The following is a 21,361-nucleotide window of genomic DNA, read 5'->3' as shown; positions in this document are numbered from 1 at the left end:
GAGGCCCGCCGTCGAAGCAACGCGTGTCGCGGGCGATCAGGCTGCCTGCGAATGCGGGTCCTTGTGCTGGCGGTCGTAGTAGCTGGCCGCGCGCAGTTCGTGGGTGTCGAAGTCGTCCACGCTGATGGTGTCCAGGGTCAGCGTGCGCAGCTCTTCCAGCAGGCTGCGCTCATCCTGGGTGATCACGCCCTCGGCCACGGCTTCGTCCAGCTGCGCCTTGAAGTCCAGCGCCTCGATGCCCTTGCTCTTCAGCGCCTTCAGGAACTTGCGCTCCACCGGCTCGGCCATGATCGCCTTGCTCAGGTAGCTGTTGATACGGCCGCCCGGGTTGTTCTCGCACGGGGTCAGGAACACGCCACTGGCCAGACGGTCGCGGGCTTCATTCGGCGCCATCAGCAGGGCGGCGACACGACGGCTCAGGCGATCGCCCGGAGCCTCGGCACGACGGCCCAGCGGGAAGATCAGTGCCCACATCAGCCAGCCGATCGGACGGATCGGGAAGTTGCGCAGTGCGGCCGACAGCGACTCTTCGATCTTGTGCACGCTGTCATGGAAGGCCCAGGCCAGCAGCGGCTGGTCGGCCTGCGGTGCGCCTTCGTCGTGGTAGCGCTTGAGCATGGCGCTGGTCATGTAGACGTGGCTCAGCACATCGCCCAGGCGGCCGGACAGCGATTCCTTGAACTTCAGCTTGCCGCCGAGGGTCATCATCGAGATGTCGGCCATCAGCGCCAGGTTGGCCGAGTAGCGGTCCAGCTTGCGGAAGTAGCGGCGGGTATAGGCGTCGCCCGGGGCGGCACCGAAGCGCGCGCCGGTCAGGCCGAACCAGAACGAACGCACGGCATTGGAGATGCCGAAGCGGATGTGGCCGAACAGGCTGCGGTCGAAGTCCTGCAGGCCGGCGCGGGTATCCGGATCCTGCGCGGCCTTCATTTCCTTCAGCACCCACGGGTGGCACAGGATCGCACCCTGGCCGAAGATCAGCAGGCTGCGGGTCATGATGTTGGCGCCTTCCACGGTGATCGCAATCGGCGCGGCCTGCCAGCTGCGGCCAGCGAAGTTGCGCGGCCCCAGGATGATGCCCTTGCCGCCGATCACGTCCATCATGTCCGAGATCACTTCGCGACTCATGGTGGTGCAGTGGTACTTGGCGATCGCCGACGGCACCGACGGCACGTCGCCACGGTCAACCGCGGCGGCGGTGGCCTGCGACAGCGCACTGATCTTGTACGCCTTGCCGCCGATGCGGGCCAGCGCTTCTTCCACGCCCTCGAAGCGGCCGACCGACAGGCCGAACTGCTTGCGGATGCGCGCATAGGCGCCGGTCACCGCGGCACCGGCCTTGGCACCACCACTGGCGGTGGACGGCAAGGTGATCGAGCGGCCCACGGCCAGGCACTCGTTGAGCATGTTCCAGCCCTTGCCGGCCATCGCCGCGCCACCGATCAGCTGGGTCAGCGGAATGAACACGTCCTTGCCGCGGATCGGGCCGTTCTGGAACGTCGAGTTCAGCGGGAAGTGGCGACGGCCGATTTCAACGCCGGCGGTGTCGCGCGGCAGCAGGCCCAGGGTGATGCCGATGTCGCGGGTATCGCCGATCAGGCCATCCGGGTCGTACATGCGGAACGCCAGGCCGATCAGCGAAGCGACCGGGGCCAGGGTGATGTAGCGCTTGTCGAAGGTGAGCTTGACGCCGAGCACCTGCTCGCCGTTCCACTCGCCCTTGCAGACGATGCCGTAGTCCGGGATCGAGGTGGCGTCGGAGCCGGCGAACGGACCGGTCAGGCCGAAGCAGGGCACTTCGCGGCCATCGGCCAGGCGCGGCAGGTACTGGTCCTTCTGTTCCTGGGTGCCGTAATGCACCAGCAGTTCACCCGGGCCCAGCGAGTTGGGCACGCCGACGGTGGAGCTGACCACCGAAGACACCGACGCCAGCTTCTGGATCACCTTGTGGTGGGCCAGTGCGGAGAAGCCCAGCCCGCCATATTCCTTCGGGATGATCATGCCGAAGAACTTGTTCTTCTTGATGAAGGCCCACAGTTCCGGCGGCAGGTCCGCATGGACATGGGTGATTTCCCAGTCGTTGACCATCGCGCACAGCTCTTCCACCGGGCCATCGAGGAAGGCCTGTTCCTCGGCGGTCAGCTGCGGCTTGGGATAGTTGAGCAGGATGTTCCAGTCCGGATCACCGGTGAACAGTTCGCCCTCGAAACCGACCGAACCGGTTTCCAGTGCGATGCGCTCGGTCTGCGACAGCGGCGGCAGCACCTTGCGGAACACCTTCATCATCGGGCCGGTCAGCAGCGGCTTGCGGATGAACGGCAGCAGCAGCGGCACGGCGATGACGGCCAACACGGCGGCCGCGACGATCGTGGCGGTCTGGTTGACGTAGGGAATGAACCAGCAGGCGGCCAGCAGGGCCACGCTGATCAGCGTCCAGGTAACCAGCCGCATGCGGTGGTAGGCGACGAACGCGCCTGCCAGCAGCAGGGCGAGGAAGGGAAGAACGATGCTCATGAGCGTGCTCCGGTGACGTGCTCGTTTGTGGCGGACGAAGCCGCAGCGTCCGCTGCGGGCAACACGTCCAGATAGTCCAACACAGTAGCGGTAAAGGCGTCGTTGTCATCGCCGGCGACCATATGGGTGGCCTGCGGCAGCTGCACATGGCGCGCATGCGGCGCCAACGCCAGGAACTCGGCCACGGTCTGCGGCGTGACCAGGTCGCTGCGTCCGCCGCTGACCAGCAGCAGCGGGCACTTCACCTGGCGCGCGGCCTCGGCCAGTGCGTCCTGGTGCTGTTCGCTGTCGCGGGCCAGTTCGGCCACCAGGCGCGGATCCCAGTGCCAGCGCCAGCGGCCGCGGCCGTCCTCGCGCAGCAGCGCACGCAGCGACTGCTCGGATTTGCGCGGACGGTGCGGCATGTACGCCGAGATCACGTCGGCGGCCTGGGCCAGCGAAGCGAAGCCGTCGGGATGGGCGGTCATGAAGGCGAGGATGCGCTCGACGCCGGCGGTATCCCAGCGCGGGGTGATGTCGACCAGCACCATCGCCGAGAACAGGCCGGGCCAGCGCGACTCGGCCAGCAGGCCGAACAGCCCGCCCATCGATGCGGCAACCAGTACCGGCGGGCGCGGCTGCTCGCCGGCCAGCACGATCAGGTCATCGGCGAACTGTTCGCCGTGATAGGGCAGGTTGGCGGCATTCCAGTCCGAATCGCCGTGGCCGCGGGCGTCGTAGGCCAGCGTCTGCAGGCCGGCGGCATTCAGTGCGCGGGCAGTGGCATTCCAGGCGTGGCGGGTCTGGCCGAAGCCATGCGCGAACAGCACCCGGCCGCGCCGGCCATGGTCGCTGGCGGTGGCGGCCAGGCGGGCGCCATGGGCGGCGTCCTGGCGCAGGTCATGGAACGCAGCGGGAGGTGGGGACGTAACCATACTTGCTAGTATGGATCGGTTCGGGGGGAAGTCAATACTGCACGGTATGGTGCGCTGCGGAAGTCCCCTGAATGGACCTCGCCTGGGAGGCTGCGACGGTTTCGACCGCAACCGCGTACTGCAACGAACCCCGGCGTATGGTTAAATCAGCCCATGAATCAACCTGACGCTTCCGCCGGCGAACCGCGCGCCGGCCGCAACAGCCGCCTGAGTGCCGAAGACTGGGCCCAGGCGGCCCTCGATCTGATTGCTGAACAAGGTGTCGGCGCCGTCGCGGTGGAGCCGCTGGCACGGCGGCTCGGCGTTACCAAGGGCAGTTTCTACTGGCATTTCCCTTCGCGCGATGCATTGCTGCAGGCGGCGCTGGAGCGCTGGGAACTGTTCGAACAGGAACAGGTGTTCGGCAGCCTGGAAGACGTGCCGGATCCGCGCGTGCGCCTGCGCCAGTTGTTCCAGATGGTGGCGCATGAAGTGCAGCCGCACATCATCTACAGCGAGCTGCTGAAGGCACTGGATCATCCGATGGTGCGGCCGGTGATCGACCGCGTCTCGCAGCGCCGCCTCGATTATCTGGTCGCCTCGTTCCGCCAGGCGGGCCTCAGCTCGACCGATGCGCGTCATCGGGCACGCCTTGCCTACGCCGCGTATGTCGGCTTCCTGCAGTTGTCGTTGCAGCTGCAGCAGCCCAAGCAGGCGCGCGAGGATTTCGAAGCGTACGTCGAGCATCTGATCGAGACGCTGATTCCGAACGGATGAGCACCCGGGAATGATGTTGAAGCAAGGCCGCGGCGACACCGCGGCCTTTTTTGTTGTGCCTGGCCAGCTGTTTCCATGCGACACAAAGAGCAACGGCCCCTTGCGGGGCCGTTGCTGCATCAGCTGATCAGAGTGCCGATCAGAACTTCTGCTTGTACTGCATGTACATGAAGCGACCGATGTCGTAGCCACCGTAGTAGGAGTACTGCGAGTTCGGCGCCGAGTACATCTGCGGGCCGTAATGATCGAACACGTTACGCGCGCCCACGGCGATGGTTGCATTCCACGGTGCGTTCCAGGAGACCTGGACGTCGTGGAAGGTGGTGGCGCCACGGCGGTTCATCGGCTGGTCGCGTGCCGGATCCGGCGAGCCGAAGTCAGGCAGGCTGCACTCGGTCGAGAAGTAGCACTGTTCCTTCACGCTGGAGAAGTAGCGCGTACCCCAGGTAATGCCCCAATCGCCGTATTCCCAGCCCAGCACCAGGTTCGAACGCAGGCGGAAGTTGCTGCTGAAGCCGTTGAGGATCGACACCGGCACCTGCTGCGCGTTGGTGGTCTTCAGCACGTTCTTGCTGACGTAGGTGTTCTGCAGGTTGGCGTTGAAGCTGCCCCAGCTGCTGGTTTCGAAGCGATAGGCCACATCGAAGTCGAAGCCTTCGGTTTCCTGGTAACCGGCATTACGTGGTGCGTAGGTCAGGTTGGTCACGATGCCACGGGTTGCGTCGCGGGTGAACGAGTTGCAGCGGTCGGCGATGCCGAGTACGTAGCAGTCGTTGAGCTGGGTGGTCGGATCGTCGGTGACGATGGTGTTGGTGATCTTGATGTTCCACCAGTCCAGGCTCATGTTCAGGCCCTGGGCAAAGGTCGGGCTCCACACCAGGCCGACGGTCTTGGACTTGGACTTTTCCGGAGTCAGGTTCGGGTTGGAGACGGCGTTGAACGGCACCGGGCTCTGCTCATCCTGACCTTCCGCCGGGACGTAACCCTGCTTCAGCTGGCGGAAATTCGGGGCCAGCGCGCCCAGAGCGGCGGCGCAACGCTGGGCGGTGGCCGGATCGCTGGCAGCCAGGCCGAAATCGGTATCGCACGGATCGGTGAAGTAGGCGAAGGTCTGCGAGCTGCCACCGTACAGATTATCGATGGTCGGTGCGCGGAAGCCCTCGGCATAGGTGGCACGCACCAGCAACTGGTCGATCGGCTTCCACTTGAGGCCGAACTTGTTGTTGGTGGTGTTGCCGAAGGTGTTGTACTTCGAGTAGCGCGATGCGGCGTTGAAGCTCAGTTCCTTGGCACCCGGCAGGTCGGCCAGGATCGGAACATTCAGCTCCAGATACACTTCGTTGACGTTGTAGCCACCACCGGTCGGGCCGGCCGCCAGATCGGTCGAGTAGCCCGACTGTGACAGCGCATCCGGGACGTAGGTGCCCTTGTCTTCGCGGTACTCGTAACCCAGCGCGAAGCCCAGGTCGCCGGCGGGCAGGGTGAACAGGCTGCCGGCGATGTTCGCGTAGTAGGTTTTGGTGGTGACTTCACCGGTGTTCTTGGTGGTCGGGAACAGGAACTGCTGCAGGGCAGGATTGCCGGTCAGGCCGCCGTCGCCGGTACGGCCGTACGGAATGGCCGGATTCCACGGAATGCAGCCGCCCGGGCCCGGGCCATAGATCGGGTTGGTGCCCGCGGCCAGGCCGGCGGCCGTGCCGCACTCGACGCGGCCGGTGGCCGGGTTGAGGAACGACGCGCCGGTGGCCTGGGTGACCGCCAGCATGTTGTAGTTGCCGGTCTGGGTCTGCAGGTTCTCCGAGTTCTGGTAGATGTAGCCGGCTTCCCAGTCGAAGTACTTGTCATTGAACTGGAAGCTGCCCTGCAGGGCGCCAGTGAAGCGGAAGGTGGTCAGCTTGTTGGTCGACAGGCGCGGCACTTCCCAGCCACGGCGGATGAAGCCCATGTCGGTGCCGAACGGGTTGTAGTAGCTGTCCTGCGAGAGCACGGTACCCAGCTGACGCTCATAGTCGGCCGACTGCAGCGGATAACCGGCGACCTGGGCCTGCGACTCGCGACGGGTGTACAGCAGGTCGGAGACGAAGCGGATGTTGTCGGTCAGGTCGTACTGTACGTTGGCGAACACCGAACGACGCTTGGTCGGCGTCAGCAGGTGCATCTGCTCGTTGGAGTTGCTGACGTCACCGGTGATCGGGGTGAGGTCGGTCTCGTGATAGGCGTTCGGATCGAACGGATTTCCACCACGGTTCAGCGTCAGCAACGGTGCATTCGGATCATTGACGTCATAGACCGCGCCCCACTGGCTGACCGGGGTCCAGCCGCGGTCCGGGTGGCGATCCGTGCGCTGCGACTTGCTGAACCAGCGATTCTTGGCCCAGACGGCCTTTTCTTCGGCGTATTCCGCACCGATGGTGACCGAACCACGATCACCGGTGAAGCCGGCCACGAAGTCGAAGCTGCTCTTCTGGCCGTCGCCTTCGCCGTACTGGCCGACGTAGGCGTTGGCTTCCAGGCCCTGGAAGTTCTTGCGGGTGATGATGTTGATCACGCCGGCGATCGCGTCGGAGCCGTAGATCGACGAGGCGCCGTCCTTCAGGACGTCGATGCGCTCGACGATGGCCGACGGGATCTGCGACACGTCCTGCAGGCCGCTGACGCTGGCGCCGAGGCGCTTGCCGTCGACCAGCACCAGGGTGCGTTCGGCGCCGAGGTTGCGCAGGTCGATGTAGAAGCCACCGACGGCTTCGCCGGAGGACAGCGGCTCGGAACGGCTGATGGCCGGGCTGCCAGCGGCAGAGATGTTCTGCAGGACGTCGGCAACTGTCTTGAAACCGCTCTTCTCGATCGAAGCGCGGCTGATGCTCAGAACGGGCTGGGCGGTTTCGGTATCGACCTGACGGATGCGCGAACCGGTGACCTCGATGCGGTCGAGGTTGGTGGCTTCCTGGGCGTGGGCCGTCGCGGTGGTGGCACCGGCGACAAGCGCGATCACAACTGCGTCACGCAGCTGGCTGGACTTGAGTTTCATTGGCTCTCTCTCTCCAAGAAATCTTGGCTGGGGTTAATGCCCGGCGGGGGAGCGAAAAAGCGCTCCCAAATCGCGAGGCTGACCCGATAGTAACGGGCGTTCGCCAAGAATTAAAGCTGTGTTAATCAAGCCTGTGATTTTGGTAAAGATGCGCTTTTTCGATGCCACTCAATAGTTTACCGGCATGGTCAGGGCGCTCTGCCTCGTTTGTTAACGCAGAATGATGAAAAAAGTTTCGATTGAAATGTATCTCACTATGTCGGTGCGCAGCGTTTCATCGCCCAGCGGCGATACCGGTTACGCAAGTGCGCGGCAGGCTTGCACATGCAAAAGGCGCCTTTCGGCGCCTTTGGGAATATCGTTGCTGAGCCTGTTTACCGGGATCAGAGATCCTGTTCGTAACGCACATACGGCACGGTGCCGTCGTCGTTGCTTTCGTTGCGCGGGGAGAACGGATTCTTGCCGCGGCTGATCACATTCTCGGCGCCGACGGTGAGCTGGCCGGACCACGGGGTACGCCAGGTCAGGCCGATGCCCAGGCCTTCCCACTTGCCGGGCTTGCCCGGGACGTCGACCACGCGGCCGATGATGCTGCCGGTGAAGTTGCCGTAACCGGCGCCGATGCTCAGGCTCTTGCTGTCCCAGCGATCGACGATGGCCGGCGAGGCGTCGGCCAGCGGAACCAGGCGCGCCTTGGCGTAGGTACCGGCAATGGAGACGAAGCCTTCGCGACCGATGTTCTTCTGCGCGAACACGGTCAGATCGTTCTGCTCGGCACGCAGCGAGGGCGTCTTGTTCGGGCCCGACAACCAGGCGGGCAGGGTTTCACGGCCAGTGCCGGCGGTGATGCCCAGGCGGCTGTTGCCGCGGTTCAGCGCGGCGGTACCGCTGAAACGACGGCTGTTCAGATCATCCTCGTCGCCCAGGCTGGCCAGCATGCAATGGCTGGCCAGACCGCTGATGCTGGTGCCGCTGCTGCTGTTGCAGAGCAGGCCCAGCGAATCGCCGGAGGACAGGCCAAAGGCCGCGTCCAGCGAGTTGCGGCCGAAATGCCAGCGGGCGCCGGCCGCCTGTTCGCCGGTCGGCTCAAGGTACAGCAGCGCCTCGACCTTGCCGCTGCCCTTGTTCCAGACCGGCAGCACGGTGCGGGTGTCCTTGCTCTGCGCATGCACGCCCGTGATCGCGCCGAGGGCGATCAGCAGGGCCAGCGGTAGACGCAGGAAGGTACGCATCGGACCAGTTCAGACAGGGACAGACAACGGAAGTTCCCGTGGGGACGGGAACTCGATCCTAGGGTGTTTATGAATTCTTAACAAGCCTTGATCCTCCCCAGGTACAAGACTGCCGTTCACTGAAGTCGTTCAGGCGCCGGTACAGCCCCCTGGGCGCCGTGGAACAGTATGCCGAACTCCGTCAATGGAAAGTGATACTCGCGTCCGCAGAATTCGCAACGCACCTCGACGGCGCCAGTGTCCTCGGCGGCCGCTCGGGCCTCCTCTTCCCCCAGCGACTGCAGCATGCCGGCCACCCGCTCGCGCGAGCAGGAGCAGGCGAAGGAGAGCGGCTTTTCACCCAGCAGCTCCGGCCGCTCCTCGTGGAACAGGCGGTGCAGCAGCTGCTCGGCCGGGGTCGCCAGCAGTTCGGCCTTGCCCAGGGTCTCGAACAGGGCGCTGGCGCGCGCCCAGCCATCTTCGTCGCCTTCGTCGCCCGGCAGTTTCTGCAGCAGCAGGCCGGCGGCACCGTTGCGGTCGGCCGCCAGCAGCAGGCGGGTGGGCAGCTGCTCCGACTGGCGGAAGTAGTCCTCGAAGGCCTCGTCCAGTTCCGGCGCGGTCAGCGCGACCAGGCTCTGGTAGCGCTGCGGCTCGCGCGGGTCCAAGCCGGGGTTCTCGATGGTGATGGCGAGGATGGCGTCATCGCCGAGGCTGGACAGGTCACGCGGCGCGTCGGCGCCTTCGCTGAGCTGGGCGATGCCACGCAGGGTGCCGCCCGCGGTGCATTCGGCGAACAGGGTGCGCAGGGCAGTGCTGCTGCGCAGCTGCACTGACAGGCGGCCGTCGATCTTGGTGTGGCCGGTGAACAGGGCCGAGGCGACACAGGCCTCGCCGAGCAGCTCGGCAGCGGCGTCCGGGTACACGGCGTGGGACAGGATTTCCTGCCAGGTGGCCTGCAGGTGCACATGCACGCCGCGGACGCCGGCGTCGGGGAGCAGGAAACGGATCAGGGAATCGGAGTTGGCGGTCATCGGCTCACATCGCGCGTAAACGGGGGCGGTTGCCGGATAATGCGCCGACAACCAGACAGAAGAAGGATGCACCAGTAATGGGGGCAGCGGGAGAGCAGCACAAGGTAGTGGCGGAGGTGGCCGCGCCGCGCCGGCGCTGGCGCTGGAGGCGGCTGCTGTGGCTGCCGGTGCTGCTGGCTGCTTTCAGCTGCCTGCAGGTGCTGGTGCTGCGCTTCATCGACCCGCCGGTGTCCACGGTGATGCTGTGGCGCTACGGCGAGGCGCTGGGCGAGGCGGACTGGTCCTATCGGCTGCATTACCAGTGGCGCGACCTCGACCAGATGGCGCCGAGCCTGCCGATCTCGCTGGTGGCGGCCGAGGACCAGCGCTTCCCCGACCACAATGGCTTCGATCTGCAGGCCATCGAAAAGGCCCGCGACCATAACGCCAGGGGAGGGCGCCTGCGTGGCGCCAGCACGATCAGCCAGCAGGTGGCCAAGAACCTGTTCCTGTGGCAGGGCCGCAGCTGGATCCGCAAGGGCCTGGAAGTCTGGTACACGGTGCTGATCGAGGCGCTGTGGCCGAAGGAGCGCATCCTGGAGATGTACGCCAACATCGCCGAGTTCGGTGATGGTGTGTACGGTGCGCAGGCGGCAGCCCAGAAATACTGGGGCAAGGACGCGGCCCGGTTGAGCCCGGCCGAGAGTGCGCGACTGGCGGCGGTACTGCCGGCACCGCGACGCTACAACGCGGCCGCACCGGGGCCGTATGTGCAGCGGCGCGCCGCATGGATCCAGCGCCAGGCGCGCCAGCTGGGCGGCGCGTCATACTTGTCGGAGGACTGAGGCAGGCGTGGCGTGAGCGGCGGGCGACGGGTCGTGCGCCTGGCCGGCAATGTACAATTCGGGCATGACCCGCGAACGGCTCACTTTTGTCATCGCCGCCTACAACGAGGCCCTGGCATTACCGCTGCTGCATCCACGGCTGTGCGCGGTGCTGGACGGCATGCCCGACATCGACGGCCACATTCTCTATGTGGATGACGGCAGTCATGACCGCACATGGGAGGTGATCGCGGGGTTGGCCCAGGCTGATGCGCGCGTCTCGGCGCTGAAGCTGTCGCGCAACTTCGGCAAGGAGGCGGCGCTGACCGCGGGCCTGGATCTGGTGCACGAGGGGGCAGCGATGATCCTCGATGCCGACGGCCAGGACCCGCCGGAGCTGGTGCCGCAATTCGTCGCGCGCTGGCGCGAGGGCCATGACAACGTCTACGGCACGCGCATGGCCCGCGATGGCGAGTCCTGGATCAAGCGCGCCACGGCAGCGATGTTCTACCGGGTGATGGGTCGCCTGTCGCGTACGCCGATCCCGGCCGATACCGGAGATTTCCGCCTGCTGTCCCCGCGCGCGCTGAGCGCCCTGCGCGGGATGCGTGAGCGCCACCGTTTCATGAAGGGGCTTTTCAGCTGGGTAGGCTTCAAGCGGATTGCCGTGCCCTATCACCGCCACGCGCGCGTGGCCGGCACCAGCAAATTCAGCCTGTGGCGGCTGTGGAATTTCGCCCTCGAAGGCATCACCGGCTTCTCGACTGTGCCGCTGCGGGCTGCCACCTACCTGGGACTGGCAACCGCCGCAGTCGCGTTCGTGTTCGGCCTGTGGGTGATCGTGAAGGCGGCGCTGTATGGCGACCGGGTGGCGGGTTGGCCGACGATGATGGCGGTGATCCTGTTCCTGGGGGGAGTGCAGTTGATCGCGCTGGGGCTGGTGGGAGAGTACCTGGGGCGGCTGTACGAAGAGTCCAAGCAGCGGCCGTTGTACCTGGTTGACGCGTGGCTAGCATCCGCCGTGGCAGACTCGGCCCTGCAACCCACCCTCGGAGGGCAGGCAGATGACGACGGTACGGCAACTGTTGGATGGCAAGTCTCCTGAAGTACATGCGGTCGCGCCGGACGCGGCGGTGATCGATGCGATCCGGTTGATGGCGGAAAAGGGCATCGGTGCGGTACTGGTGATGGACGGGCCGCGGCTGGTCGGGATCCTGTCCGAGCGTGACTACGCGCGCAAGATCGTGCTGCGTGATCGTTCATCGCGCGATACCGCGGTGGCGGAGATCATGACGGCGCAGGTGGTGACGGTGTCGCCCGGTGAGCAGGTGGAGCATTGCCTGCAACTGGTGACCGACTACCGCATCCGCCATCTGCCGGTGGTGGAGGGCGCGCAGGTGCTGGGGGTGATCTCCATCGGTGACCTGGTGAAGTCGGTGATTGATGCGCAGCGGCGCGAGCTGGACCAGCTGCAGCAGTACATCGTGGCGGGGTGAGGTGTTCGCTGGCGGGCCTGCGGCCCGCCGGCCCGCCAACAGCAAGTGCAGAAGCAGAAGCGGCGCCTTCCTGATACGTCGGAGAGGCGGAGGGCATGGGCGTGCAGGACACGCCGCAAGTACGTCCCTGTAGGCTCGATGGCGCCATCCATGGCGCCAACGGTCCTGCCTGCGTCACCCGTCCCCCTCCTGACAGTTTCCTGCGCGCGCGGAACGAGAGCGGAAATTCAAAGTCAAAAAAAAAAGCAAAGTCAAAAGCTGTTGCCAACCAAGGTTGGCGGCTACCAAAGGCGAGGCACCGCGCATGTACGCACCGCGCTCGCGGAAATGTTTCCAGAGGCGGAGGGCATGGGCGTGCAGGACCGTTGGCGCCATGGATGGCGCCATCGAGCCTACAGGGACGTACTTGCGGCGTGTCCTGCCTGCGTCACCCGTCCCCCTCAAGCCACCATCAATGCAGGCGCCGCGAACAACGCTGTAACCCTACTTCGCATACTGCCCCCCGCAGTCGGCATCCTTGCCCGGCCCCAGTTCGATGGTTGCCAGCAATGCCGCCGGCGGGGCGATGCTGCCCAGTGCCAGGGCCACCGCGCCGCGGATGCCCAGCGCCTTGAAGTCCGGGCGGAACGACGGGTCCTTGAAAGTGCCGGCGATGTGCAGTGGCGAGCGCAGCACCAGGATGCTCTTGTCCTTCGGGCGTGGCTTCAACAGCAGGTCCAGGCTCTCGTCGCGCAGGCTGACCGTGCCTTCGCCGATGAGGATCGTGTCGGTGGTATCCACCGCCAACGCCTGGCTGGTCATCAGGCCGTCGCGCACGCCGAAGTCGGCGAAGGCGCAACGCAGGGGGATCTGCTTGTCGCCGGTCACCAGGAATTTCAGCGACTCGGTGATGTCCAGGCCGGCCAGTTCCATCACCAGGTTGCCGACATGGCCACGGCCCATTGCCAGGCCGACCTTGCCGCTGCTGCTGCCGAGCATCCCGGCGATCGAATTGCCGCGGCCACTTAGGTCCACCTCGCCGCCGATGCCGCCCTTGGCCTGTTCGGCCAGCTTGGCGTCGGGGAACAACTGGCCAAGCTGCACGCCGCGCACACTGGCCTTCAGCGCGGTACTGATCTGCGGCTGGCGCGCGTCCATGCGGATCGTGCTGCGGATGTCGCCGCCGGCGACGCCGAAGTTCAGTGGGTCCAGCCGCAGCACACCGTCATCCAGCAACAGGTGTGCATCCATGTCGTCCAATGGCAATGACGGCGCGTTGATGCGGTGGGCTTTCCAACGCACGTCGGCATCCATCGCACGCAGCTTGCCGAGGTTGTAGGGCGTGTCCGGCAACACACGCGCACGCGCGGCGACCCGTGCGGCCTCGGCCTTCTGCTCTGCATTGGCGGTTTCGCCGCCGCCGGTCTTCGGTGGCGCACCGACGAAGCCGGCCAGGTCATCGAAGTCCAGGCGTCTGGATTCCAGCGTGGCGGTCAGTCGCGGGCGCGCGCCTCCCACTTCGAACTGCAGGTTGCCACCGAGGTCGCTGTCGCCGACCTTGCCGGTGAACTGCTCGTAACGCCAGAGGTCGTGGTCACGCTTGAGCCGACCATTCAACGCGTAGGGTGGGGACGGCGGAATGGCGATGCCGAGCAAGGGGTAGAGGTCGGCCAGGTCCTGGCCGCTGAGCGCGAACTGCAGGTCGAACACGCGCAGCTGGAAGGGATTGGTCAATGTGCCGCTGGCGACGGCGTGGGTGGCGCCAGCGCGACCGTCGAGGTGGATGCGGAACGGGTGGCCGCTGTCGGTCAGCTCCAGCGGTGATTCGGTACCACCGCGCAGGGTGAACGGATTGCCCTGCCAGCGTCCCTTGCCCTGCACCAGCAGCGGTGGCGCCGCGTCGGCCTGTTTCGGCTGGCCGCTGCGCACGTCCACGCGGATATCGGTGCGGCCGAGCGCATCGAGAAACTGCAGGCGACCGTCATCGACGCGCAGCCGTTTGAGCTGGGGGCTGGTCCCGCCGGCGCTGTCACCGAGGAAATCCCAGTTGCCCGGTTCGCCCTTGCGCGGGGCGGTTTCCAGCAGCACGTCCGGCCGGGTCAGGCGCACTTCGGGCAGCTGCACGCTGCCGCGCAGCAGGGGCCAGACCCGCACGTCGATCTCGACGCGGTCGGCGCTGGCCATATCGGGTTGTTTCGCCCAGCTGGCATTGGCGAAGGTGACCGCATCGGCGCGGATCGTGCTGGTGCGGCCGAGGTCGACATCAAGGTTCCCGATGTGCAGCACGCGGCCGGTGCGTGCCTGCACCGCGCGCTCCACCGGCCCCTTGAACCAGTTCCAGTCCCACAACGCGATCAGTACCAGGATCGCCGCCAGCAGGAAGATCAGGATCGTGAGCCAGCGCCGGCCTCGTGGGCCGGGGCGGCGGAGGCGCCAGCGGGGCGTGCGCTTTGCGGCAGGGGAGGCGGCAGCATTCACGCTGCCATGGTTGCCCCCTCTTCGTGGACAGGGCGCGAAGCGACCATGTGCATGGTGTGCACGCGCTGCCGTCGAGCGGCCGTTACAGCACCTGCATGGTGACCGCGACGAAGTGGCAGACGCTGCCGCCGATCACGAACAGGTGCCAGATGGCATGCGAGTACGGGATCGATTCACGGTGGTAGAAATAGGTCCCCAGCGTGTACGACAGGCCGCCGGCGAACAGCCAGGTGAGGGTGCCGCCATCGATCGAGGCCCACATCGGCTTGATCGCCACGACCACCAGCCAGCCCATGGCGATGTAGATCACCGTTGAGAGCACCTTGAAGCGGCCGGTGTAGAACAGCTTGAACACCACGCCGCCCAGCGCCAGCGCCCAGATCGCGGTGAACAGGCCCCAGCCCCACGGACCGCGCAGGCCGATCAGGGTGAACGGGGTATAGGTGCCCGCGATCAGCACATAGATCGCGCAATGGTCGAACACCTTCAATCGGCCCTTGGCGACCGGATGCTGGATGGCGTGGTACAGCGTGGAAGCGGTGTACAGCAGCAACAGCGCGATACCGAATACGATCGCGCTGGCCAGCTGCCAGCCGTCGCCGTAGATCGCCGCCAGGGTGATCAACACCGCGCTGGCGGCCAGGGCGAATACCGCGCCCAGGCCATGGGTCAGGGCGCTGGCGATTTCTTCACGGATCGAAGCAATGGACGTCGTGGACATGGCGTAGGCATTGTTCGCGGGGAGGGGGACCCGCACCCCCTTATCATCGCCGCGATGGGCGATGCGTGCACGCCTGTCACCGTATGGTGTGTGAATGCCTGCCTTGCCTTGGCTGGGGTCAGAGCCCTTTCCTGCCGGAAAGGGATCCGACCCCGTGGCATCAGCCTGCCGAAACGGTATGCGCCGCTTCGCGGGTGGCCGAGAAGCGCACGTCCGGCGAGCGTTCCTGGGCCAGCTGCAGGTTGACCCGGGTCGGCGCCAGGTAGACCAGGTGCCCGGCGGCATCCAGCGCCAGGTTCAGCGCGTTCTTCTCGCGGAACTCTTCCAGCTTCTTCTCGTTGCTGCAGTGGACCCAGCGCGCAGTGGTCACGCTCACCGGCTCGAAGGTGGCTTCCACGCCGTACTCGTCCTTCAGGCGGTAGGCGGCCACGTCGAACTGCAGCACGCCGACCGCACCCAGGATCAGGTCGTTGCTGGTGAGCGGGCGGAAGAACTGGGTCGCGCCTTCCTCGGACAGCTGGGCCAGGCCCTTCTGCAGCTGCTTGAGCTTGAGTGGATCGCGCAGGCGGGCGCGGCGGAACAGTTCCGGGGCGAAGTTGGGGATCCCGGTGAAGGTGACCGCTTCGCCTTCGGTGAAGGTATCGCCAATGGAGATGGTGCCGTGGTTGTGGATGCCGATCACATCGCCCGGCCACGCCTCGGCGGCGATTTCGCGGTCGCTGGCCATGAAGGTCAGCGCGTTGGCCAGCTTCATTTCCTTGCCGGTACGCACGTGGAAGGTCTTCATGCCGGCGCTGAAGCGGCCCGAGCAGACCCGCATGAAGGCCACGCGGTCGCGGTGCTGCGGGTCCATGTTGGCCTGGATCTTGAACACGAAGCCGGTCAGCTTGTTTTCTTCCGGGGCGATCTCGCGGCCGGTGGTGGAGCGCGCCTGCGGTGCGGGTGCGTGTTCGACGAAGAAGTCCAGCAGCGGCTGCACGCCGAAGTTGTTGACGCCCGAGCCGAAGAACACCGGCGTCTGCTTGCCCTCGCGGTAGGCCTGCAGGTCGAACGGGTGGCTGGCGCCCTGCACCAGTTCCAGCTCGTCGCGCAGGTCGGCCAGCATCTGTGCACCGATCTTCTCGGCCAGGCCGGGAGCATCGATGGACGGGAAAATGGTCGAGTCCTGGCGGGTGAAGTTGCGGCCCGGTTCGTACAGGTGCACTTCGCCGGTCAGCAGGTGGACCACGCCCTTCAGGCGCTGGCCCATGCCGATCGGCCAGGTGACCGGCGCACACTGGATGCCGAGCACGGTTTCCACTTCATCCAGCAGCTCGATCGGGTCCTTGCCCTCGCGGTCGAGCTTGTTGATGAAGGTCATGATCGGGGTGTCGCGCAGGCGGCACACTTCCATCAGCTTGATGGTGCGCTCTTCCACGCCCTTGGCCACGTCGATCACCATCAGCGCCGAGTCCACCGCGGTCAGCACGCGGTAGGTGTCTTCGCCGAAGTCGGCGTGGCCGGGGGTGTCGAGCAGGTTGACGATCTTGCCTTCATACGGGAACTGCATCACCGAGGAGGTGACGGAGATGCCGCGCTCCTTTTCCAGCGCCATCCAGTCGGAGGTGGCGTGGCGGGCAGCCTTGCGGCCCTTGACCGAACCGGCCATCTGGATCGCGCCCCCGAACAGCAGCAGCTTTTCGGTCAGCGTGGTCTTGCCGGCGTCAGGGTGGGAAATGATGGCGAAGGTGCGGCGACGCGACGCTTCGTTGGCGACTTCGGACATGGCAGTGGCGCCCGCCCGGGGCGCTTTTCAAAGAGATAAGCGCCGGATTATACCGGCCGGGGGCGGTCAGCGCCCGGTACCGCCTTCGGCCTCGCCCTGGCGGGCGAACTGCAGCTGGCCCTGCTCGGCGAAGATGCGCACCGGCACCGAGCGCAGGCCCATGCCGCGATTGACCTGCACCACGAAGTGCAGGTGCGGGGCACTGCTGTAGCCGCTGTTGCCAGACAGGCCGATCGGCTGTCCGGCCCCTATCGCCTGGCCACGACGCACGCGCATGCCGCCGGCCTGCAGGTGGCCGTACAGCGCCATGCTGCCGTCGCTGTGCAGCACGCGGATGAAGTTGGCGCGGGCACCATCGCGTTCGCGGTCCTGGCCGTTGCCACGGAAGCCATCCTGGATCTGCATCACCGTACCCTCGCGCGCGGCCAGCACCAGGGTGCCCTCCGGCAGTGCGAAGTCGACCGCGTCGCGGTTCTCCTCGTCGTCATGGCTGAATCGTCCCTGCGGCGCCTGGTCCACGCGCAGGCGCGCCGCATCGAATGGCAGGCGGTAGGCGACATCTTCGGCCTGTGCGGCCGGGTTGCCCGGCACCGACTGCAGGCGTAGATCCAGCATGCGGCCATCGATCGGGGCGGGCAGGTGGCCGACTACCAGGCTGCTGTCGCCCTGGATCAGCGACTCGACCGGGAGGCCTTCGACCGGGTGCCCGTGGGCGGCGCGCAGCTGGATCTGCAGCGGCCCTGCCAGCCCGTTGTCGATCCGGGCCTGCCATTGCGTACCGACCGGCTGCAGGCGCAATTGGGCCATGGGGGCGGCGCCCTCGGCACTGCCTGCGCGGGTGGCCGGGGCGGAAGGGGGAGCCAGTCCCCAGCCCTGGCGCCAGTCGCCGGCGTGTGCGGTCGCGCTCGCCAGCAGAGGCAGCAGCAGGCAGGACAGGGGCAGGCGCGACATCGGCGTTTCCAGCGGAATGGACCGCCCGGACTGTACCCGATCCTGAACAGGGCGACCGGGACGGCCTTCGCATAGCTGTCCCAAGAATATTCATCGCTTTATCCGCATGAAGGGATTGACAGTGCCGGAAAGGGCTGGCATCGTGGCCCCACCATCGAGACCGGCAGAGGGACAGGCCCTTTGAAGCCGGGGCAGCCCGCAGGCGCGCAAGCGTCTGCGTAGGTGCCAAATCCTGCGGGGACCGTGGCGTCCACCGAAAGATGGTTCGAACCATGCACCACACGTGCATCTCGAACGCGGGCCCCGCGAAGGCTCGATGGCCGATTCCCCAACCGGATCCCGCCATGAGCTTCGCCGCCAGTACCGCCATTCGCCCCGAACCCTTTGTCCCCGTCAGCGTGCCGGTCGAAGACCGCGTGCATGCCGAGCGCGGTGAGTTCGCGGCGGTGCTGTCGATGCGCCACGCCGGCCCCAGCCCGGTGCGCCTGCGCTATGAGTGGGTCGGTCCGGCCAATGCACCGGTGGTGGTGCTGGCCGGTGGCATTTCCGCCCATCGCCACGTGGCGTCCAACACGCAGTTCCGCGAGAAGGGCTGGGCCGAAGACCTGGTGGGCAGCGGCCGCGCGCTGGATCCGCAGCAGCTGCGCGTGCTGGCCTTCGACTTCATCGGCGCCGACGGTGCACTGGATGTGCCGATCGATACCGCCGACCAGGCCGATGCCTTGGCGCTGCTGCTGGACCATCTCGGCATCCGCACGCTGAAGGCCTTCGTTGGCTATTCGTATGGCGCGCTGGTCGGCCAGCAGTTCGCGATCCGTCATCGTGCCCGCGTGCGCCAGCTGGTGCTGGCCAGCGGTGCGCACCGACCGCATCCGTATGCCGCCGCCTGGCGCGCATTGCAGCGCCGCGCGGTCGCGCTGGGCCAGCTGCAGTGCGGCGAAGACCACGGCCTGGCCCTGGCCCGGCAGTTCGCCATGCTCAGCTACCGCACCCCGGAAGAGTTCGGCGAGCGCTTTGATGCTGCGCCGGAGGTCATCAATGGCCGCGTGCGCGTGGCTGCCGAAGACTATCTCGACGCGGCCGGTGCGCAGTACGTCGCGCGCACGCCAGTGACCGCTTACCTGCGCCTGTCCGAATCAATCGACCTGCACCGCGTCGATCCCACCGCGATCCTGCCGCCGACCGTGGTGGTGGCCGTGGAGGGCGACCGCCTGGTGCCGCTGGCCGACCTGGTCGGCCTGGTCGAAGGGCTGGGCCCGCGCGGCAGCCTGCGCGTGCTGCGCTCGCCCTATGGCCACGATGCCTTCCTCAAAGAAACCGATCGCATCGATGCGATCCTCGCCACCGCCTTCCGCACTTCTGGAGAGTCCGCATGAGCCTGCACGCCAACGAGCCGTCCTGTAGTCGTACCACTGCCGCCGTCCGTGCCGGCATCGATCGGGACACCGCGCATGGCGCGGTCACGCCGCCGATCGTGCTGTCGTCGAACTTCAGTTTTGAAGGCTTCGGCAACAAGCGCCAGTACGATTACACGCGCAGTGGCAACCCGACCCGCGACCTGCTGGGTGAAGCGCTGGCCGAACTGGAAGGCGGCGCCGGCGGCGTCATCACCGCGACCGGCATGGGCGCGATCAACCTGGTGCTGAACGCGCTGCTGCAGCCGGGCGACACCCTGGTGGTGCCGCACGATGCCTACGGCGGCAGCTGGCGGCTGTTCAACGCGTTGGCAAAGAAGGGGCACTTCGAACTGGTCACCGCCGACCTGACCGATCCGCGAGCGCTGGCGCAGGCGCTGGCCACGCAGCCAAAGCTGGTGCTGGTGGAAACCCCGTCCAACCCGCTGCTGCGCATCACCGACCTGCGCTTCGTCATTGATGCCGCGCACAAGGCCGGTGCCCTCGTGGTGGTCGACAACACCTTCCTGTCACCGGCGCTGCAGCAGCCGCTGTCGTTTGGTGCGGACCTGGTGCTGCATTCCACCACCAAGTACATCAATGGCCACAGCGATGTGGTGGGTGGGGCGGTGGTCGCGCGCGATCCGGCGATGCACGAGCAGCTGGTGTGGTGGGGCAACGCGCTGGGCCTGACCGGTTCGCCGTTCGATGCCTTCCTGACCCTGCGCGGCCTGCGCACGCTGGATGCGCGCCTGCGCGTGCACCAGGAAAACACGGCGTCGATCGTTGCCCTGCTGGACCAGCATCCGGCGGTCGGCGCGGTGTACTACCCGGGCCTGGCCGATCACCCGGGCCACGCCATCGCCGCGCGCCAGCAGAATGGCTTCGGCGCGATGCTGTCATTCGAACTGGCGCACTGCGCCGGTGATGATCCGCATGCGGCGGTGCGTGCATTTGTGGACGGGCTACGCTGTTTCACCCTGGCCGAATCGCTGGGCGGCGTCGAAAGCCTGATCGCACATCCGGCCACGATGACTCATGCGGCGATGACCGCCGAAGCGCGTGCAGCCGCCGGCATCAGCGAAGGGCTGCTGCGCCTGTCGGTCGGCATCGAGGCCGAGCGTGACCTGCTGGCCGATCTCGGCGCCGCGCTGCAGCGCGCCGAAGCGGTGATCGATGCGGCCGCCCGCCGCAAACAGGTGGTGGACGCATGAGCGCACTCGCCGCTGACATTCCTGCGCTGGGGGCGGGACGCCTGGCGCTGCTCGGTACGGGCACGGTCGGTTCGGCCTTCGTACAGCGCTACCAGGCGCTGCAGGCGCGCGGGTTGGAACTGCCCAGCGTGCAATGGCTGGCCAACTCGCGCACCGCGCTGGAGATCGATCGCGACCTGGCGCTGCCCTTGGAACTGGCACGTCGAGCCCCCCGCGACGGCCACAGTTCGCCACCATGGGCGAGCGCCGAAGGGCTGGAGCGTGGCGACGTGGTGGTCGATGCCACGGCCAGTGAAGACGTGGCCGCCCGTCACGTGCAATGGCTGGCGCGCGGCGTGCATGTGGTGACCGCCAACAAGCTGGGCCGGGGCGCGCAGCTCGCCCGCGCGCAGGCCATTGCCGAAAGCTGTGCCGACAGTGGCGCGCGTTATGGCGACAGTGCCACCGTTGGTGCCGGGCTGCCGCTGTTGAGCAGCCTGCGCGCGCTGGTGGCCGGTGGCGATCACATCCATGCCATCGAGGGCGTGCTGTCCGGCTCGCTGGCGTGGCTGTTCCATCGCTATGACGGCCAGTCGCCGTTCTCGGCGGCGGTGCGCGAGGCGCTGGCGGCCGGTTATACCGAGCCAGACCCGCGCCTGGACCTGTCCGGCGAGGACGTGCGCCGCAAGCTGCTGATCCTGGCGCGCAGCAGCGGGCTGGCGCTGGATGCGTCGCAGGTACAGGTGGATTCACTGGTGCCCGAAGCGCTGGCAGCGTTGCCGCTGGAGGATGCCGTGGCTGCCTTGGAGCAGCTGGATGCGCCGCTGCAGGCGCGTTGGCAGCAGGCACGTGACAACGGCCGCGTGCTGCGTTTCGTTGGCCGTGTTGACAGCGAAGGTGCGCAGGTGGGCCTGCGCGAACTGCCGGCCGATCATCCGTTGGCGCAGGGTGCCGGCACCGACAACCGCGTGGCCATCCACAGCGATCGCTACCGCCGCCAACCCTTGTTGATCCAGGGACCGGGTGCCGGCGCGGAAGTCACTGCGGCCGCGTTGCTGGATGACGTGCTGCGGATCGTGGGTTGATCGCATTGTTCCTGTAGCGCCGAGCCCACGCTCGGCTGCTCC

General features: G+C 66.6%; 16 protein-coding genes and 1 riboswitch. Of the genes, 7 read left to right on the top strand and 9 right to left on the bottom strand.

Going from position 1 to position 21,361, the window contains the following annotated elements:
* Positions 1-36: 36 nt before the first annotated feature.
* Positions 37-2,514: an acyl-CoA dehydrogenase gene (locus tag QP609_RS15885; RefSeq protein WP_014648074.1), complete on the bottom strand. Its 2,478-nt coding sequence runs from the start codon at positions 2,512-2,514 to the stop codon at positions 37-39.
* Positions 2,511-3,428: an alpha/beta hydrolase gene (locus QP609_RS15880; protein WP_197621770.1), complete on the bottom strand. Its 918-nt coding sequence runs from the start codon at positions 3,426-3,428 to the stop codon at positions 2,511-2,513. The genes QP609_RS15885 and QP609_RS15880 overlap by 4 nt, the downstream gene beginning before the upstream one ends.
* A gap of 153 nt (positions 3,429-3,581) precedes the next feature.
* Here QP609_RS15880 and QP609_RS15875 point away from each other — a divergent pair, with 153 nt between their 5' ends.
* Positions 3,582-4,184, top strand: coding sequence for a TetR/AcrR family transcriptional regulator (locus QP609_RS15875; protein ID WP_005418411.1), 603 nt, complete (start codon positions 3,582-3,584; stop codon positions 4,182-4,184).
* Between the two features lie 139 nt (positions 4,185-4,323).
* Here QP609_RS15875 and QP609_RS15870 read toward each other — a convergent pair whose 3' ends face one another.
* The 3 genes from QP609_RS15870 to QP609_RS15860 all read right to left on the bottom strand — a co-directional run bounded on the left by QP609_RS15870 (position 4,324) and on the right by QP609_RS15860 (position 9,454).
* On the bottom strand, positions 4,324-7,212 hold the full coding sequence (locus QP609_RS15870; RefSeq protein WP_053496147.1) for a TonB-dependent receptor: 2,889 nt from the start codon (positions 7,210-7,212) through the stop codon (positions 4,324-4,326).
* A 383-nt stretch (positions 7,213-7,595) separates the two neighbouring features.
* Positions 7,596-8,444, bottom strand: coding sequence for a hypothetical protein (locus tag QP609_RS15865; protein ID WP_014648071.1), 849 nt, complete (start codon positions 8,442-8,444; stop codon positions 7,596-7,598).
* 116 nt (positions 8,445-8,560) lie between these two features.
* On the bottom strand, positions 8,561-9,454 hold the full coding sequence (locus tag QP609_RS15860; RefSeq protein ID WP_014648070.1) for an Hsp33 family molecular chaperone HslO: 894 nt from the start codon (positions 9,452-9,454) through the stop codon (positions 8,561-8,563).
* Positions 9,455-9,531: 77 nt separating this feature from the next.
* Between QP609_RS15860 and mtgA the strand changes: the two genes are divergently transcribed.
* From mtgA to QP609_RS15845, 3 genes are all read left to right on the top strand, one after another.
* The gene (mtgA, locus tag QP609_RS15855; RefSeq protein WP_197621769.1) at positions 9,532-10,278 is read left to right on the top strand and encodes a monofunctional biosynthetic peptidoglycan transglycosylase; all 747 of its coding nucleotides are present in this window, start codon (positions 9,532-9,534) and stop codon (positions 10,276-10,278) included.
* Positions 10,279-10,342: 64 nt separating this feature from the next.
* Entirely contained in the window at positions 10,343-11,362 is a 1,020-nt protein-coding gene (locus QP609_RS15850) for a glycosyltransferase family 2 protein (RefSeq protein WP_014648068.1), read from the top strand.
* Entirely contained in the window at positions 11,322-11,753 is a 432-nt protein-coding gene (locus QP609_RS15845) for a CBS domain-containing protein (protein ID WP_012511858.1), read from the top strand. The genes QP609_RS15850 and QP609_RS15845 overlap by 41 nt, the downstream gene beginning before the upstream one ends.
* A gap of 483 nt (positions 11,754-12,236) precedes the next feature.
* On the opposite strand, the gene QP609_RS15840 is transcribed toward QP609_RS15845, so the two are convergent.
* The 4 genes from QP609_RS15840 to QP609_RS15825 all read right to left on the bottom strand — a co-directional run bounded on the left by QP609_RS15840 (position 12,237) and on the right by QP609_RS15825 (position 17,647).
* On the bottom strand, positions 12,237-14,210 hold the full coding sequence (locus QP609_RS15840; protein WP_197621772.1) for an AsmA family protein: 1,974 nt from the start codon (positions 14,208-14,210) through the stop codon (positions 12,237-12,239).
* Between the two features lie 82 nt (positions 14,211-14,292).
* Complete coding sequence (locus tag QP609_RS15835; protein ID WP_005410682.1) at positions 14,293-14,931, bottom strand: hemolysin III family protein; 639 nt, start codon at positions 14,929-14,931, stop codon at positions 14,293-14,295.
* A gap of 160 nt (positions 14,932-15,091) precedes the next feature.
* The gene (locus tag QP609_RS15830; RefSeq protein ID WP_014648065.1) at positions 15,092-16,696 is read right to left on the bottom strand and encodes a peptide chain release factor 3; all 1,605 of its coding nucleotides are present in this window, start codon (positions 16,694-16,696) and stop codon (positions 15,092-15,094) included.
* 66 nt (positions 16,697-16,762) lie between these two features.
* On the bottom strand, positions 16,763-17,647 hold the full coding sequence (locus tag QP609_RS15825; protein WP_197621773.1) for a M23 family metallopeptidase: 885 nt from the start codon (positions 17,645-17,647) through the stop codon (positions 16,763-16,765).
* A 148-nt stretch (positions 17,648-17,795) separates the two neighbouring features.
* A riboswitch (SAM riboswitch) is annotated at positions 17,796-17,914 on the top strand.
* A gap of 77 nt (positions 17,915-17,991) precedes the next feature.
* Here QP609_RS15825 and QP609_RS15820 point away from each other — a divergent pair.
* The 3 genes from QP609_RS15820 to QP609_RS15810 are packed head-to-tail and all read left to right on the top strand — an operon-like array spanning position 17,992 to position 21,319.
* Positions 17,992-19,023, top strand: a complete 1,032-nt coding sequence (locus QP609_RS15820; protein ID WP_014648063.1) for a homoserine O-succinyltransferase — start codon at positions 17,992-17,994, stop codon at positions 19,021-19,023.
* Positions 19,020-20,255: an O-succinylhomoserine (thiol)-lyase gene (locus QP609_RS15815; RefSeq protein ID WP_197621774.1), complete on the top strand. Its 1,236-nt coding sequence runs from the start codon at positions 19,020-19,022 to the stop codon at positions 20,253-20,255. The genes QP609_RS15820 and QP609_RS15815 overlap by 4 nt, the downstream gene beginning before the upstream one ends.
* Entirely contained in the window at positions 20,252-21,319 is a 1,068-nt protein-coding gene (locus tag QP609_RS15810; RefSeq protein ID WP_032957054.1) for a homoserine dehydrogenase, read from the top strand. Before QP609_RS15815 ends, QP609_RS15810 begins: the two co-directional genes overlap by 4 nt.
* Positions 21,320-21,361: the final 42 nt, after the last annotated feature.

The organism is Stenotrophomonas sp. 8(2023) (assembly GCF_030345295.1).
GTDB lineage: Bacteria > Pseudomonadota > Gammaproteobacteria > Xanthomonadales > Xanthomonadaceae > Stenotrophomonas > Stenotrophomonas muris.
Note: the sequence above shows the minus strand (reverse complement) of the source record. Positions and strands in the feature narration are given on the sequence as shown.

Coding starts and splice junctions, on each gene's coding strand:
- QP609_RS15885 (WP_014648074.1), bottom strand. CDS start 2,514: ATGAGCATCGTTCTTCCCTTCCTCGCCCTGCTGCTGGCAGGCGCGTTC.
- QP609_RS15880 (WP_197621770.1), bottom strand. CDS start 3,428: ATGGTTACGTCCCCACCTCCCGCTGCGTTCCATGACCTGCGCCAGGAC.
- QP609_RS15875 (WP_005418411.1), top strand. CDS start 3,582: ATGAATCAACCTGACGCTTCCGCCGGCGAACCGCGCGCCGGCCGCAAC.
- QP609_RS15870 (WP_053496147.1), bottom strand. CDS start 7,212: ATGAAACTCAAGTCCAGCCAGCTGCGTGACGCAGTTGTGATCGCGCTT.
- QP609_RS15865 (WP_014648071.1), bottom strand. CDS start 8,444: ATGCGTACCTTCCTGCGTCTACCGCTGGCCCTGCTGATCGCCCTCGGC.
- QP609_RS15860 (WP_014648070.1), bottom strand. CDS start 9,454: ATGACCGCCAACTCCGATTCCCTGATCCGTTTCCTGCTCCCCGACGCC.
- mtgA (WP_197621769.1), top strand. CDS start 9,532: ATGGGGGCAGCGGGAGAGCAGCACAAGGTAGTGGCGGAGGTGGCCGCG.
- QP609_RS15850 (WP_014648068.1), top strand. CDS start 10,343: ATGACCCGCGAACGGCTCACTTTTGTCATCGCCGCCTACAACGAGGCC.
- QP609_RS15845 (WP_012511858.1), top strand. CDS start 11,322: ATGACGACGGTACGGCAACTGTTGGATGGCAAGTCTCCTGAAGTACAT.
- QP609_RS15835 (WP_005410682.1), bottom strand. CDS start 14,931: ATGTCCACGACGTCCATTGCTTCGATCCGTGAAGAAATCGCCAGCGCC.
- QP609_RS15830 (WP_014648065.1), bottom strand. CDS start 16,696: ATGTCCGAAGTCGCCAACGAAGCGTCGCGTCGCCGCACCTTCGCCATC.
- QP609_RS15825 (WP_197621773.1), bottom strand. CDS start 17,647: ATGTCGCGCCTGCCCCTGTCCTGCCTGCTGCTGCCTCTGCTGGCGAGC.
- QP609_RS15820 (WP_014648063.1), top strand. CDS start 17,992: ATGAGCTTCGCCGCCAGTACCGCCATTCGCCCCGAACCCTTTGTCCCC.
- QP609_RS15815 (WP_197621774.1), top strand. CDS start 19,020: ATGAGCCTGCACGCCAACGAGCCGTCCTGTAGTCGTACCACTGCCGCC.
- QP609_RS15810 (WP_032957054.1), top strand. CDS start 20,252: ATGAGCGCACTCGCCGCTGACATTCCTGCGCTGGGGGCGGGACGCCTG.